This is a genomic window from Clostridium hominis (genome assembly GCF_014287825.1).
Classification (GTDB): Bacteria; Bacillota; Clostridia; order Clostridiales; family Clostridiaceae; genus Clostridium; species Clostridium hominis.
The window spans coordinates 529138-545679 of the sequence record NZ_JACOOO010000004.1; the positions used below are offsets into that span (position 1 = coordinate 529138).

Sequence of the window (16542 nt, forward strand, 5' to 3'; positions counted from 1 at the left end):
AAACAAAAACCACTATTCACAATAAAATAGGGCTTTCTAATCTACATATATTCTTATTAATATGTTTATTAACTGTAATAAAAACACTTATAATATAACTTTAATATTATCTAGTAAAATTATTATATCATAAAGACTTTTTCTGATAAATAAATATTTTTTTTACCTTTCATCAATTAAACTTTTTATATACCAATAATAAACATATATCATCATTAAATAATCCACTTAATACTTTTATTACCTTTTATATATATATATATATTAATTGAATTAAACTTAGCTAAATATTTGCCTAAAAAACCTTTTTAAATTTGTCGTTAAAAAACGACAAAAAAAGTTCTAAAATAACTAAAGTTATTTTAGAACTTGCCGTTATTAATATATATTCCACTCATTTTCGTTAGCTATAACTTCAACTCCATTGTTTTGCCATATTTCTCTTTCAATATCTGCTGTTATGTTATCATAATAGTACCATTTATTATTTTTACTCTGCCATCCAGTTTCGCTATAACCATTAATATCAAATAGATACCAATTAAAATTATCTTCTAAATCTCCAATAGCCATCCTTCCATCTTAATAAAAGTAATATTTTACTCCATCTATATCATTCCACCAAGTTACCATTACCCCACTACTTTTTAGATAATACCAACTTCCAGAAAGATTTAACCATCCTGTCTTCATTACTCCAGGTGAATCTGTATAATACCACGTACCGTTATCATTAAGCCATCCTGTAACTTTCTCATTATTATAAAAAAAAAACATTTATCGTTTTCTCTATACCATCCATTTAAGCTTCTAGAAAATATAGAATTTAAAAAGGCATTCTTCTTCTCAGCCATAGTAGGCTTTACTATTAAACAGTTTAATAGTATTGCAAAAGCTATTAACAATATTACTTTCTTTTTATTTTTTTCATTAAATTTACACCACCAATTTTATTCTCTAAATAAACATTTTACATAAAAACCATTTATTTTTATATTTTACTATACTTTTCGCTTAAATCTAGTATATTTACAACTTTTTCACTTGGCTATTTATGCATATAAAAATAATCATTTCTTACAATCAATAAACAACTTCTTTAAAATAATACTTAAGCTATATTATTTCGAATTTCTTCTATTTTTTATCTTTAGAAATTGTAATTTTAATAGAAATTATAATTGCAAGTATTCCATCAGTTAACCTTTAATCATATATATACTTTATCAAAAGCTCTTAAATCATTTAATGAGTCAAACTTCAATATATCTCACTTATTATATTTTCTTATACACATTTTTAGATTTTCTATATTTTAAATATAAATATCTTATATCTACATTAAACTTTTCCTTTAAGTAATAATTTTTTCTTTTATATAGCCTACAATAACCGTTATATCATTTATTCCTACTTCTATTGATTTCTTTATCTACCTTTCACTAAGATCTTCTCATTTTACATTATTATCCTTTAATCCATTCTATTACTATTGACATATCTTTCTAGCATATTCATAAAAAAAGCAATAATAAGTTGTTTGAAACTAATTATTGCTCTTTTTATTATCTAATTATAACCCTTAGGATTATTGCTTTGCCATCTCCAAGAATCTTCACACATTTCTTTAATTCCTCTTTCAGCAGACCATCCTAATTCTTCATTAGCTACCTTTGGATCTGCATAACAAGTTGCTATATCTCCTGGTCTTCTATCAACTATTTCATAAGGAATATCTCTACCTGATGCTTCAGCAAAAGCTTTTACAACATCAAGAACTGAATATCCGTTTCCTGTTCCAAGATTATAAGTTACAAGTCCTGGATTAGTTTTTAATTTTTCTAAAGCCTTAACATGTCCAGTTGCTAAATCAACAACATGAATATAATCTCTTACCCCTGTTCCATCATGAGTTGGATAGTCGTTTCCAAATACTCTTAATTGTTTTAATTCCCCAACTGCTACCTTTGTTATATAAGGCATTAAGTTATTTGGAATTCCGTTTGGATCTTCCCCTATAGTTCCACTCTTATGAGCTCCTACTGGATTAAAATATCTTAAAATAGCTATGTTTAATGTTGGATCTGCCTTTGCAATATCCCTTAACATATCTTCTATCATAAGCTTTGTTCTTCCATATGGATTTGTTGCTGAAAGTGGAGAATCTTCAGTTATTGGAACAACCTTTGCATCTCCATAAACTGTTGCAGAAGAACTAAATACAAAGTTTTTACAATCATATTTCCTCATAAGTCTTAACATTACTAATGCACTAGTTATATTATTGTAGTAATATTCAAGTGGCTTTTCTACAGATTCACCTACTGCCTTAAATGCAGCAAAATGGATTACTGAATCTATATCATTTTCTAAAAATACTTTTTCAGCTTCCTCTTCGTTAGTTAAATCTACATTGTAGAACTTAGTAGTTTTTCCTGTTATTTTTTCTATTCTATCCTTTACTAATTCCTTACTATTACTTAAATCATCTGCTATTACAACATCAAAGCCTGCATTTAAAAGCTCTACAGTTGTATGGCTTCCTATATATCCCATTCCTCCAGATACTAAAACTGCCATCTCTAATACCTCCACATACTAAATTTATTTTCAAATAATATTATATAATATTATCTTTAAATGTAAAATAATAGAGTTGCCATATTTTATAAATATATTAGTTTTAATTACACTTTTTTAATCTTGGTCGTATATATAATATAGTTATCTTAAGTATTTTGTTGTAATTATCTATGCTATTATACTTATGTAAACTTTTAACAATAAATAAGTAATCTACTTTAAGAAAGGATCTCAAAATGGAACTGTATAATAAACTAAAGAATAAAAAGGAAAAAATATCAATTATCGGATTAGGATATGTAGGCTTACCATTAGCACTTTCATTTTCTAAATATCTTGATGTTGTAGGTTTTGATATTAATAAATCTAAAATTGAAAATTATAAAAAAGGTTTAGATATAACTAATGAAGCTGATACTTCCTCTTTAATTAATAGTAAAATCCTATTTACATCTAATGAAGATGATTTACAGAACTGTAAATTTCATATTATAGTAGTGCCTACTCCAACAAAATGTGATAACACTCCTGATTTGTCTCCTTTAATCGAAGCAACTAAAACTGTAGCTAGAAATTTGAGTAAAGGTTCTGTAATCGTATATGAATCAACAGTTTATCCTGGAGTTACAGAAGATATTTGTATTCCTATTATAGAAAATGAATCTAAATTAAAATGCGGCATCGACTTTAAGGTTGGTTACTCTCCTGAAAGAATAAATCCAGGTGATAAGATTCACACCTTAGAAAACACTGTAAAAATCGTAGCTGGAATTGATAATGAATCATTAAATATAATTTCAAAAGTTTATGAATTAATAATTGAAGCAGGTATTTATAAAGCTGAAAGTATAAAAATAGCAGAAGCTGCAAAAGTAATTGAAAACTCACAAAGAGATGTTAATATTGCATTCTTCAACGAAATATCAATTTTATTTAATAAATTAAACATAGATACTTCAGCTGTGATTAAAGCTGCTAGTACTAAATGGAACTTTATTAATTTAACCCCTGGGTTAGTTGGTGGACATTGTATAGGAATTGACCCTTATTATTTAATTCATAAAGGAAAAACTTTAAATACAGACTTAAACTTATTAAATACTTCTAGATTAATAAATAATAATATGTCTAAATATATTGTAGATTCGACTATAAAATGCTTAATAAAAGCTAACAAAAAAATAAAGAACTGTCGTATCGCTATACTTGGAATAACATTTAAAGAGGACTGTTCAGATATACGAAACAGTAAAGTTTTCGATATTATAAAAGATTTAAAGGAATATGGTATTGAAGTTATTGTTTCAGATCCATTAGCAGATAGTACTTATCTAAAAAGCAATTACAATATTGATTTAATTAATATTGAGGAGATAGAAGATATAGATGGAATAATACTTGCAGTACCTCATTTACATTTTAAAGATATTCCTATATCTAATATTTATAAGATGTTTAAAGTATATAATCAAACACCTTCTTATACCGAACATGAATATATTGAAAAAAACGTAATAATAGATATAAAAAGCATGCTAAATAAGACTTTAATAGATTTTAATAATTTTATTTATTGGTCTTTATAAGTTATATTATTTAGCATCTTTAAAACTCTATAAATTATATTTTCCCTCATAATATGTTATAATACATATATTACTATTTTTTGTGGGGTGGGTTATGACAAGAAGAAAGCGAAAGAAAAAATCATCTATTAGTAAGAAAGTATTATTAGGATTTCTATCTTTTATATGTATTTTAGTTTTAGTTGGATCTATCGTGATTATAAATTTATCATCTAAAATTAATACTGTAGAAATAGACAGATCATTTGTAACAGATATTGGAAAGGAACCTATAAAAGAAGATGAAGATGTAATAACTGTTGCATTATTCGGCTCAGATTATCCATATGATAAAACTAAATTAGGTGCATCTGATGCAACTATGATTCTCTCTATAGACACTAAGAAAGGTAATATTAAGCTCTTCTCTCTTATGAGAGATATTTATTTAGACTTACCTGATGGCGGTAAAGAAAATCTAAATTATACCTTTGCCCTTGGAGGTCCAGAATTAATATTAAAAACTATAAATTATAATTTTAACCTTCAAGTAGATAAATTTGTCCATGTAAGCTTACATACACTTCCTATAATTATAGACAAGCTTGGTGGTGTTGAGCTTGAAATAACTAATGAAGAGCTAGATTTTATAAATAGTTATATTAATAGTATAGATTTTCAGAATGGAACTGTAACTGAACCATTATATAGTGCTGGTAGACAAGTATTAAATGGAACTCAAGCTGCTGCTTACTGTAGAATTAGGTATACAGAAGGGAGAGATTATAAGAGGACAGAAAGACAAAGAGATGTACTATCTGCAATCTTTGATAAATTTAAAAATATAAGCATTACTGAAGTTCCTGGATTAATTAATGATTTATTACCTTTAGTTTCAACTAATATGACTACATCAGAAATGCTTTCTATAGCTACTAAAGCTCTTGGAGCTGGAGTTTCAAACATAGAACAAGGAAGATTCCCATTAGATGAGCATCATTATGCTGAATGGACAGATATGTATCATATGATAGTTGATATTGATGCAACTACTGAAGAAATACATAAGTTTATTTACTCTAAATAATTTTTAAAGTATTAATCTACTATTAACTAAGAAGTTATTAAGTAACTATTTCAAAACATATTATATATATGTAATATATTGTTAAGCACATAAACTATTTTATTATTATGGGGGTATTTATGGGAGAAAAACATAGTGAAAATAAGAAAATTAACCCTTGGATTAAGGGAAGTTTAATAGTAGGTTCAATCTTAATTTGTATATTACTTATAGGTGCTTTTACAGTCTATAGAACTCTTGGAAAAATGCAACAAGTTTCTGTTGATACATCAGACTTGAATATTAACTATGAAGAAATTCAAGAGTTTGAGAATCATGAAGAAATAATTAACATAGCTTTATTTGGTATTGATTCTGAAGATGGTGTTGCTGGTAGATCTGATGCTATTATGGTAGCTACAATAGATCCTATTCATAATAAACTAAAGCTTACATCTATCATGAGAGATTCCTATGTTAATATTCCTGATAGAGGAATGGACAAGATAAATCATGCTTATGCTTTTGGTGGGCCTCAATTGGCAATTAAAACTATAAATGAAAACTTTGGTTTAGATATAACTGACTATATGTCTGTTAACTTTACATCTTTACCGGTTATTATCGATATACTAGGAGGTGTTGAAATTAATATAACTGATGAAGAGGTACCGCATATTCCTGGAGTAGCTTCAGCTGGAACTTATACTTTAAATGGTGACCAAGCTCTGTCTTATTCAAGAATAAGATACGCATCAGGTGGAGATTATGTAAGAACTGAAAGGCAAAGAACTGTTTTAAACGCTTTATTTAATAAGGCATCAACACTTTCTGTTACAGCTCTTCCTGGATTGTTAAATGAAGTTCTACCACATGTTCAAACTAGTATGAATACTTCAGATATATTAGCTTTAGGAACAAAAGCCCTAGGTGCAATATCTAATGGTTTAGCACAAGATAGATTTCCTAGAGATGGTTATTGTGAAGGTACTATGATAGACGGGATTTACTACTTAGCTTTTGACCAAGCTACAGCAAAAGAGCAAATGATGAACTATATATTTGACGATGTGAGATAGTGCCTTTAGCATAGAAATGTTATCTTTTAAGTATAATATATAATTAAACTATAGCATAAAACCCCTAAGTAAATAATAACTTAGGGGTTCTTTTATATCTTTATTGTATCTGATAACATTCTTAGTATTCTATATTAAGAACGTCCTTTTTAAAAGTGAATTATTTATTTTATCTTTATCCACTCAAAAATTCTTTCTAGTATTTTTGCAGAAGCCTCTCCTTCTCCGTATGGGTTCGCTGCATGTGCCATTTTTTCGTAAGCTTTTTTATCATTAATTAACTCATTTGCTATATTAAATATTGCTTCTTTATTAATTCCTGCAAGCTTTACCGTTCCAGCCTCTACAGCCTCTGGCCTTTCCGTTTCTGTTCTTAAAACCATCACAGGCTTACCTAATGCAGGAGCTTCTTCTTGAATTCCTCCTGAATCCGTCATTATTAAGTAGCATTTTGACATAAGATTAGCAAAGTCTACGTATTCTAAAGGTTCAATTAAATGTATCTTTTCTTCAATACCTTCAAAGCAACTCTTTGCAAGTTCTCTTATTAATGGATTTCTATGCATTGGGAATATTATTTGTACTTCTTCGTTTTCCTCTGCAAGACGTCTAACAGCTGCAAATATATCTTTCATTGGTTCTCCCCAATTCTCACGTCTATGTGCTGTTAAAAGTACTACCTTATTATTTGTAAAATCTATATTATTTAATATATCATCTTGGAATTTATAATTTTTATCTACTACACTTAAAAGTGCATCTATTACAGTATTTCCTGTTATGTAAACATTCTTTGTAATATTTTCTTTTTCTAAATTTCTTTTATTACTTTCTGTAGGTGCAAAATGTAAAGTTGTTATAGCTCCTGTTAACTTTCTATTTGCCTCTTCTGGGAATGGAGAGTATATATCTCCAGTTCTTAAACCTGCTTCTACATGTCCTATAGGTACTTGATTATAAAAAGCAGCTAATGCTCCATTTAAAGTAGTCGAAGTATCTCCATGTACAAGCACTATATCTGGTCTGCATTCCTTAATAACTTTATCTACCCCTGTTAATACTTTGTTTGCTACATCTATAATAGTTTGACCATGCGCCATTATATTTAAATCATATTGTGGATTAACATCAAATATCTCTAAAACAGCATCTAACATTTCTCTATGCTGCGCTGTTACACATACTATAGATTCAAATCTATCATCCTTTTCTAATAGCTTTACTAAAGGACACATCTTAATAGCTTCAGGTCTAGTTCCAAATACGCTTAATACTTTTATCTTATTCATCTTATCCTCCACACATATTAAATATTATTATAATTATATCACTTAATTATGATTATCTCCTACTATAATTTCTCATTGAATAAAAATTCATATCATGTTACTATATATTACGATTCTGACGAAAAATACTTAATTTTATTCATAAATAATCAAATTTTTAAAAAGGATGGAATACAAATGAAAAAAAGTACAAAAGATTCAATCGTAATAGGTTTTGCGCTATTTTCAATGTTTTTTGGCGCAGGAAACTTAATCTTTCCTGGATTTTTAGGAAATAGCTTAGGTTCAGATTTCTTACTTGGAACTGTTGGCTTTGTAGTAACTGGAGTTGGGCTTCCATTACTTGCAATAGTAGCATGTTCTAAAGGCGATGGAACATTTGAAAGTATTGGAAATAGAATAGATCGTAAATTTATATTAATATTCACAACTGTTCTTTTCTTAGCTATAGGTCCACTTATGGCAGTACCAAGAACAGCTGCAACAACCTTCGAGCTTTCAGTTAATCCATTTTTACCAAATGTGCCTGCAATAGTAGCAATTACAGTTTACTTTGCAATAAACTTATTCTTCGTATTAAAGAAATCTGCAATAGTTGATACTATAGGTAAATTTTTAACGCCAGCATTACTTATCTTACTAATAGTGCTTATAGTTAAAGGAATAGTTTCTCCAATTGGTGAAATAGTAAATACTAATGCCTCAGCGGTGCTTTCAACCTCATTAATTGAAGGATATCAAACTATGGATGCTTTAGGGGCACTTCTTTTCGCATCAATAGTTACTACTTCATTAAAAGATAAAGGATATAGAGGTAAAGAAATGCCTAAGATGATATTTAAATCAAGCTTAGTAGCAGCTATTGGACTTGCTTTCGTATATGGAGGACTAATGTACATAGGAGCTCAAACATCTGGATTAGTATCTCAAGAAATAGGTAAGACTGGACTTTTACTTCTTATATCTGAAAGTGTTTTTGGAAAAGTTGGCCCTGCTATAATCGGATTAGCAATGGGACTAGCTTGCTTAAGTACTTCAATAGGACTTGTAAGTGTAGGTGCTTCATTCTTCGAAAAAATTTCTAAAGGTAAGTTATCATATAACCTAAATGCTATTGTTATTACTATTATAAGCTTAGCTGTTGCTACACTTGGAGTTGACAAAATCGTAGCGTTATCAGGACCAGTACTTAACTTACTATATCCTGTTTCAATAACAATAATTGTTACAACACTTATGTCAAAATATTTAAAAAACACGAAAGCTGTAAGACTTGGTATTTATACATCACTTGTATTCTCTTTACTATTATTAATACCAGGACTAAACCTTTCATTCCTACCACTTGCTGATTTAGGATTTGGATGGGTAGTTCCCACAGTATTATCAATAATAATTGGTATTATAATATTCAAAGAGAAAACTACAGAATCCTCTTTGGAAAAAGCAGCGTAATTTCATAATAAATTTATATTTTCATTAGGATAGTGTAATAATATTAGCTACTATTATAATAAAACTTTTTTATTATAATAGTAGCTTCTTCAAATTTATTATTTATCTTTTATTAAGTTGTCAATTCCATATGCTGAAATTATAAAGAATATTGGAATCGAAAAATATCTATACCTAGTTTGTACCTCTATTAATAGGTGTGCAAAGAAATACCCTAAGAAAATTATAAGATATATATAGTTTTTTAAAAACTTCTCTCTCCTTGTTAACATCATCACTATACTTAAAGTAAAAACTATAAATACTATTATATATTGAATCTTTTCAATCTTTATTGTCGTATCATACATATTTCTGTAACTCACATCATCAGTAAATGCAAAACTTAATGATGTATCATCGTCTGCCCACATAACACTTGTCTTATATACCATAGTCTTTATAATTGCTTTAGGGTCTTTTATTCTCTCTTTTATTAGTATCATATTTGCTTCTTTTCTACCACCTTCATAACTTCCTATAAAGGCATCATCTTCAACACTATATAGACCTTTTGTATCTGGATTTAATCCACAAGAGAATTTCCACAACGGATCTCTATTACTTAAATTATACTTAGTAATTCCTGCTCTTATAAATATGGCTGAAAAACCTTGCATCATTAATGTCATTATAAGAAATGCTGCTATTCCTCCTGCTATATTCTTAGTTGTTTCTTTAAGGCTTGATATATTTTTAAATAGTAAAAATAATAATATTGCTAATATAACTATTGCGCCTTCTGGTCTAAAAAATTGACCTAACCCTAAGCATACCCCAACAAGAATCCACTTAATAGCTCCATTTAAATTGCTTAATAATAAATATATTGATAAATAAAAGAATAATGTAGCCATATGCTGATTAGTTAAAACCGAAGTAGTTACTATACTTCCTATATAAAAACAATATGCTAAAGATACTATCTTAGCACTTTTCTTTGATACAATTAATTTTGCACTATAATAAATAACTAATGGTATTAATGACACTACTATACAATTAATTACCTTTATCATAAATACTGAATTTCCAAATAACTTTATAAGCACTGTCAAATATCCTGTAAACCCTAATTGATATACCCAAAGATTAAAATATCCATTGCTTAAAACCGAATTATAATCTCCACTTGAAATGTTATTAGCAGCATCATATAAAATTTTAAAATCGGATACAGGCTCTGTCTTGATAATAATAACACTTACCAATCTTACTATAAACCCTACTAAAAATAACGCTATTATAAATCTCTTTTCATCTTTTATTTTATATAAATATCTACTGCAAAATAATATTGCAATAAATATTCCTATTATTAAAATTATCTCATATGTACTATTGAATTTTAACAAATCCTGAAATGTAAAAATTCCTACTATGTTGGCTAAAACAATTAATATTGCTATAATAGCAGAAAAATATAGTACTACCTTTGAAGCTAAATTTTCTAAAAACCTTCCTATCAACACTTCTTTCTCCTTTAAAATAATATATTTTAAGAGTTCGTTCCTCTAAATACCCAAAATTTATTAATCATATAATTTATTATCATAACTATAGCCGTAGTTATAATTAATCCTACCATCTTATTTAACTTTAATTTATCTACAAGAACAAATAATATTATTGTATTTAATACAAGTCCAAATATATTTAATACTATAAATTTTAATGTTGTTTCTTTCTTATTATCACCTTGATACTTAAATACCCATCTAGAATTCCATAAGTAACTGTTCAATGTTGAGATACTGTAAGATATTATATTAGCTACTAAATAATAAAACCCACTGGCATTTAATATAAAGAAAATAATCCAATTCATTAAAGTATTTAAAACACCTACTAAGGCAAATTTTATAAATCTAAACAAATCATCTGATAAAAAATTCATTTTACTTTCCCTCACTGTCTAAAACAAATTTTTCTATTATGTATTTAGGTCTAGCCTTTGTCTCAGTATATATCTTACCTACATACTCACCGATTACCCCAAGGCATAAAAGTTGTATGCCTCCAAGCATCCAAATAGATGCAACCACTGTAGTCCATCCTTGAATAGTGTAACCATTAATCCATAATATCAAGAAATATGCAAGGGCTGCTAGACTAGATAAAAACATCATTATTCCTATGATTAGAACTAATCTTATAGGTTTAACACTAAAAGATGTAATTCCTTCAAGTGCGAATGCTAACATCTTCTTTAATGGATATTTTGATTCACCTGCAAATCGTTCATTTCTCTCGTATGTTACAATATCCGACTTAAATCCTATAAGTGGTACTATCCCCCTCAAAAACAAGTTTACTTCTTTAAATTCCGATAAACTATCTAGTGCTCGTCCACCCATTAATCTGTAATCTGCATGGTTATAAATTATATCAACACCTAATATATTCATTAACTTATAAAACATCTGAGCTGTATTTCTTTTAAAGAATGTATCAGTCTTTCTTTCACTACGAACTCCATATACAACTTGGCAACCTTCATTAAACTTTTCAATAAATTTATCAATAACACTTATATCATCTTGTAAATCAGCATCTAAAGATATTACTGCATCACATTTATCTTTTACTGTCATAAGACCTGCTAATAATGCATTTTGATGCCCCTTATTTTTTGAAAGCTTAATTCCTCCAAACATTTTATCATAATTTTTAAGTTCTTCTATAATACTCCAAGTATTATCTTTACTCCCATCATCTACAAAAATTATTTTACTATCTTTACTTATTTTTTTATCATCAATTAAAGAAATCATTTTTTCCTTTAATCTTTTTGAAGTTTCGTATATTACTTCTTCTTCATTATAGCAAGGTATAACAAGATATATCTTATTCATTAAATTACTCCCATTTCTAAAGTTATTTAAAATATCATAATTAAATTATAATATAATCACACTTTTATACACTAAATTCAATATGTATCATAATTAGCCTTCATAATAAAAATATATCATTCCTCTCACCTACGATAAATCTAATTAATGAAAATATCCCAGTTAAAAAACCGGGATAGTGCTATAACTATGATATTTTTACTTTCTATATAAATATAATCTTTACTATCAATTATTTTAACAGCTAAAATTTATCTGATAACCCCTTTAAATATTCGATAAATCCTTCTCTTAATTCAGGTTTTCTTAAAGCATATTCAACAGTTGCTTGTAAGAACCCTAATTTATCTCCAACATCGTATCTTCTACCTTCGAAATCATAAGCATACATAGCTTCTTCCTTTACTAATTGAAGAAGTGCATCTGTAAGTTGAATTTCTCCACCTTTACCTGGCTTAGTTTCTTCTAATATTTCAAATATTCTTGGAGTTATTATGTATCTTCCTAAAATAGCAACATTTGATGGTGATTCTTCTATGGATGGCTTTTCAACTAAATTCTTAACCTTATAAACTCTATCTTCTATATGAATTCCACCAACTATTCCATATTTGTTAACATCATTAGGATCTACTGTTTGAACTCCAAGTACTGATGTCTTATACTCTCCATAACAATCTATAAGTTGCTTTAGACATGGTTTTTCATCATTATAAACGACATCATCTCCAAGAAGTACTGCAAATGGTTCATTACCAACGAAAGTTTTTGCACAAAGAATTGCATGGCCTAACCCTCTTGGCTCCTTTTGTCTTATAAAGTGAATATTAACCATATCTGATATTTCTCTTACCATTTCAAGCATTTCTTGCTTTCCTGATTTTTCAAGTTCCATTTCTAACTCTACAGATCTATCGAAGTGGTCTTCTATACTCTTTTTATTTCTTCCTGTAATTATAAGTATTTCTTCTATTCCAGATGCTACACATTCTTCTATTATGTACTGTAAAGTTGGCTTATCTACTATTGGTAGCATTTCCTTTGGTTGAGCCTTTGTAGCTGGTAAGAATCTTGTTCCTAAACCGGCTGCTGGAATAATAGCCTTTCTTATTTTGTTACCCATGTTTTTACCCCCTAAGTTATACATTTTTATATTTATATCAACTACTATTATAGTATACTTATTCGCTTTAATAAATACTCATTTATTCCTAAATTAATTTTCTTGTAATCTTTTAACTCTCCATATTACCTTAAATAGCATAAATAGTACTAATACTATTACCAATACAAATACTATTATTTTAAGCTCTAACATATCATTATTATTCTTAACAAACAAACTCTCATTATACTTATCAAACTTATCTATATACTCATCAATAACTATCTTCACGTCTCTATAATATCAAGAAATACTTTTAATATCATACGTCTTTTCATACCCCCCATTTACATATTAATTAATTTTTATACACATTAAACTAAATTTCTTTCTTTTTTTCGTATATGTACATATTATTTACTTATATGTACATATATGTTATATTTTTTATATTATATATTAAAAGGATGATGTTACTTGATAGATCAAATCACAGTTATGAGAACAGAAAAAAAATATGAAATTTCATATTTTACTTCTTACAAACTAAAAAACATGTTATCAACAGCATTACATAATGATGAGTTCAATAATGGTGATGGATATTCAGTTCGTTCGTTATACTTTGACACACTTTATGATAACGATTATCGGGACAAGCAAGATGGTTTGGAAAATAGAAAAAAAATAAGATTAAGAATTTATAACCCAGAAGATGAAACAGTAAAATTAGAACTTAAAGAAAAAGTTGGTGAAAATCAACTTAAGCGCTCTTTATCAATTACTAAAGATATGGCTTATGAGCTAATCCAAGGTAATTATAGCTGCCTTCTTGAAATTAATAACGAATTTGCTAAAGAACTATTCTTTATTATGCAGACAAATCTATATAAACCTAAATGCATAGTGGAATATACTCGTCACGCTTATATAGTTCAAGAAAACAATATTCGTATTACTATTGACAGTAATATAAGAGCTACAGAAGCTAATTTTGATATATTTTCAAAAAATCTAAATTTATACAATGTCTCTTCTCAAATAATTCTAGAAGTAAAGTATAACAACTTTTTACTTAGCTATGTAAAGAACATTATTGATATAGCTAATAAAAATGAATTGTCTGCAAGTAAATATTGTTTATCAAGAAGTATTAGCTATTTATAGGAGGATAAAAATGAAAGAAACATTATTAAATTATTTATTAGCTACTAGTAGTAATGTTCCTATCGAACAAATAATCTTAAATTTTATGGTTGCAATTATATTCAGCTTAGTAATTTATATATCATATAGATTTTCTCACTCAAGAGCTGTATATAGTGCAAGGTTTAACGTCTCATTAGTTATGCTTACTCTTATTACTACAATGGTTATGGCAGTTATAAGTAGTAACGTAGCTTTATCACTAGGTATGGTAGGCGCATTATCTATAATTCGTTTTAGAACTGCAATAAAAGATCCAAGAGATGCAGTATATATATTCTGGTGTATAGTAGTAGGAATTTGTTGTGGAATATCAGAGTACTTTATAGTTGCTTTAGGTAGTGCCCTTATATTCTTATTTTTACTTATCTTTGGATATGTTAAGACAAATGATAGATTTTTACTTATAATTCACGGTAATATTTCAGAAGAAGAAAAAATCGAGAAATCTGTTCTTATTTATTATGATGGAAAAGCTACTATGAGAGTTAAAAATACTACTTCTGATAGGGTAGAATACATATATGAGTTATCTCAACGTATAATTGAAAAATACTCAAAAAGAGAACTTTCAATAACTCAAGAACTATATAAAATTAAAGATGTAAATGCAGTAAACTTAGTTTGTCAAAACGAGGACATAAATCGATGATAACTAAGAAATTATTATCTAAGCGTAGCATAAGTTTATTTATAATTTTAATACTACTTACATTCTGTTTAATCTTAATCAAATATTTTAACATTAATACAAATAAAAGATATCACCATCATATAGATAGCATGAATCATGAAGATTATATTTCTGAAATTAAAAGCGATAATACTGTAGATGGTAGCTTTAGCACACACTTACCTCTTATAATCTTAGATACTAACGGTGAAAAACCTAAAGCTGATAGTTCCTGGGACGATGAAAAAGGGTATTTCACTCCATTAAATCATGATCCGTATGTTAAAGGTACTATATCTATAATTGATAATTCTAATGGTTTAAATCATATATCTGATTCTCCTAATATAGAATCAGATATAAAAATACGTTTAAGGGGAAATACTTCTTTAACCTTCGATAAAAAACAATATTTTATTAAACTTATAGACTCAGATGGAAATAAAAATATTCAAAATATACTAGGAATGGGAACCGAACATGAATGGATATTAAATATCTCTTTTATTGATAAATCACTATTGAGAAATTATTTAGCTCTTAACATTGCAGGAGAAATTATGCCTAATACTCCTGACGTAAGATACTGTGAAGTATTAATTAAAAATAATAATACTTACGAGTATGAAGGAGTATATCTTATGATGGAAAGTGTAAAACAAGATGAAAATAGAGTCAATATTTCTGATTATGATAATAAATTCTTCGCATCATCATATCTTTTGAGAAGAGATAGATATGATGAAACCGGAATAACACTTGATAATTATGGTAGATTAAATAACTTAACTAACGGTTACTTAGATATTAAGTATCCTTCTCAAAATGATATAACCACTTCAACTGTGAATTATATCACTAACGAAATAAGTGAATTTGAAAAGGCTCTTTTTTCTAATGATCCTAATGAATTTTATAAATATAGGGATTTCATAGATCAAAATTCATTTATTGATTATTTTATTATAAATGAACTTTTTGCTAATTACGATTCTGGTTATCACTCTACATATTCCTACAAGGAAGTTGGAGGAAAAATTAATATGGGTCCTGTATGGGATTTTGATATGTCCATAGATAACATCAAAAAATCGCCATCTAAGCTCGATTCTACAGCTATGCATGATGCTCCGTGGTTTAGACAAATTCTTAAAGATGCTAATTTTACTACTAAACTAATAGAACGTTATCACGAACTTAGACAAAATATTTTATCTAACGAAAATTTAATTAAATATATTGATGGAACTACTTCTTTCTTAGATAACGCTATAAAGCGTGATTGGGATAGATGGGGATACTTTTATAATTCAGACTATCTCTTTGATACAGTTGATGAAAACGGAAATTCAGTAAATAGAAATACTAAAACTTATGATGAAGAAATACAAAAAATTAAAACTACATTAGTTACGCATGGAAACTGGTTAGATGAAAATATAGATTCTCTTTATCAATTTAGTGAATTTAGCGAAGATAATATAGAAAAAAATACTTTTGAAAAATCTATATCATTTCTACTAGGTAGTACTAAAGATATATCAATATCTAATATTTTATCAATAATATTTATACTTATTTTTATTGTTTCTATAGTATTAATTATGAGAGATTAACTATGGTTGGA

General features: G+C 27.7%; 16 protein-coding genes. 7 read left to right on the top strand and 9 right to left on the bottom strand.

Annotated elements, in window-relative coordinates:
- Positions 1-378 precede the first annotated feature (378 nt).
- The 3 genes from H8S20_RS04135 to galE all read right to left on the bottom strand — a co-directional run bounded on the left by H8S20_RS04135 (position 379) and on the right by galE (position 2580).
- A complete protein-coding gene (locus H8S20_RS04135) occupies positions 379-573 on the bottom strand; it encodes a hypothetical protein (protein ID WP_186859344.1) in 195 nt (64 codons plus the stop codon).
- 9 nt (positions 574-582) lie between these two features.
- Positions 583-777, bottom strand: a complete 195-nt coding sequence (locus H8S20_RS04140) for a hypothetical protein (RefSeq protein WP_186859345.1) — start codon at positions 775-777, stop codon at positions 583-585.
- A gap of 792 nt (positions 778-1569) precedes the next feature.
- Positions 1570-2580 carry a UDP-glucose 4-epimerase GalE gene (gene galE / locus H8S20_RS04145; RefSeq protein WP_186859346.1) on the bottom strand — a complete coding sequence of 337 codons (1011 nt, stop codon included), beginning with the start codon at positions 2578-2580 and terminating at the stop codon, positions 1570-1572.
- Between the two features lie 239 nt (positions 2581-2819).
- Here galE and H8S20_RS04150 point away from each other — a divergent pair, with 239 nt between their 5' ends.
- The 3 genes from H8S20_RS04150 (at position 2820) to H8S20_RS04160 (ending at position 6293) form a co-directional block, all read left to right on the top strand.
- Positions 2820-4169: a nucleotide sugar dehydrogenase gene (locus tag H8S20_RS04150; protein ID WP_186859347.1), complete on the top strand. Its 1350-nt coding sequence runs from the start codon at positions 2820-2822 to the stop codon at positions 4167-4169.
- A 94-nt stretch (positions 4170-4263) separates the two neighbouring features.
- Complete coding sequence (locus H8S20_RS04155) at positions 4264-5235, top strand: LCP family protein (protein WP_186859348.1); 972 nt, start codon at positions 4264-4266, stop codon at positions 5233-5235.
- 119 nt (positions 5236-5354) lie between these two features.
- Positions 5355-6293, top strand: a complete 939-nt coding sequence (locus H8S20_RS04160) for an LCP family protein (protein WP_186859349.1) — start codon at positions 5355-5357, stop codon at positions 6291-6293.
- Positions 6294-6457: 164 nt separating this feature from the next.
- Here H8S20_RS04160 and wecB read toward each other — a convergent pair whose 3' ends face one another.
- Positions 6458-7582 (bottom strand): non-hydrolyzing UDP-N-acetylglucosamine 2-epimerase, encoded by a 1125-nt coding sequence (gene wecB / locus H8S20_RS04165; RefSeq protein WP_186859350.1) that lies wholly within the window; start codon positions 7580-7582, stop codon positions 6458-6460.
- 177 nt (positions 7583-7759) lie between these two features.
- Here wecB and brnQ point away from each other — a divergent pair, with 177 nt between their 5' ends.
- A complete protein-coding gene (gene brnQ / locus H8S20_RS04170) occupies positions 7760-9037 on the top strand; it encodes a branched-chain amino acid transport system II carrier protein (RefSeq protein ID WP_186859351.1) in 1278 nt (425 codons plus the stop codon).
- 98 nt (positions 9038-9135) lie between these two features.
- Here brnQ and H8S20_RS04175 read toward each other — a convergent pair whose 3' ends face one another.
- From H8S20_RS04175 to H8S20_RS04195, 5 genes are all read right to left on the bottom strand, one after another.
- Positions 9136-10548 carry a glycosyltransferase family 39 protein gene (locus tag H8S20_RS04175; RefSeq protein WP_186859352.1) on the bottom strand — a complete coding sequence of 471 codons (1413 nt, stop codon included), beginning with the start codon at positions 10546-10548 and terminating at the stop codon, positions 9136-9138.
- Positions 10549-10574: 26 nt separating this feature from the next.
- A complete protein-coding gene (locus tag H8S20_RS04180) occupies positions 10575-10973 on the bottom strand; it encodes a GtrA family protein (RefSeq protein ID WP_186859353.1) in 399 nt (132 codons plus the stop codon).
- A 1-nt stretch (position 10974) separates the two neighbouring features.
- Positions 10975-11931 (bottom strand): glycosyltransferase family 2 protein, encoded by a 957-nt coding sequence (locus H8S20_RS04185; protein WP_186859354.1) that lies wholly within the window; start codon positions 11929-11931, stop codon positions 10975-10977.
- A gap of 244 nt (positions 11932-12175) precedes the next feature.
- Positions 12176-13054, bottom strand: a complete 879-nt coding sequence (gene galU, locus H8S20_RS04190; protein WP_186859355.1) for a UTP--glucose-1-phosphate uridylyltransferase GalU — start codon at positions 13052-13054, stop codon at positions 12176-12178.
- 93 nt (positions 13055-13147) lie between these two features.
- Complete coding sequence (locus H8S20_RS04195) at positions 13148-13327, bottom strand: hypothetical protein (protein ID WP_032120071.1); 180 nt, start codon at positions 13325-13327, stop codon at positions 13148-13150.
- Between the two features lie 207 nt (positions 13328-13534).
- Here H8S20_RS04195 and H8S20_RS04200 point away from each other — a divergent pair, with 207 nt between their 5' ends.
- From H8S20_RS04200 to H8S20_RS04210, 3 genes are read left to right on the top strand one after another with little or no spacing between them, the layout of a single operon-like run.
- A complete protein-coding gene (locus H8S20_RS04200) occupies positions 13535-14203 on the top strand; it encodes a polyphosphate polymerase domain-containing protein (RefSeq protein ID WP_032120243.1) in 669 nt (222 codons plus the stop codon).
- Positions 14204-14213: 10 nt separating this feature from the next.
- Entirely contained in the window at positions 14214-14894 is a 681-nt protein-coding gene (locus tag H8S20_RS04205) for a DUF4956 domain-containing protein (RefSeq protein WP_032120072.1), read from the top strand.
- Positions 14891-16531: a CotH kinase family protein gene (locus tag H8S20_RS04210; RefSeq protein ID WP_051986991.1), complete on the top strand. Its 1641-nt coding sequence runs from the start codon at positions 14891-14893 to the stop codon at positions 16529-16531. The genes H8S20_RS04205 and H8S20_RS04210 overlap by 4 nt, the downstream gene beginning before the upstream one ends.
- The last annotated feature ends 11 nt before the right edge of the window (positions 16532-16542 follow it).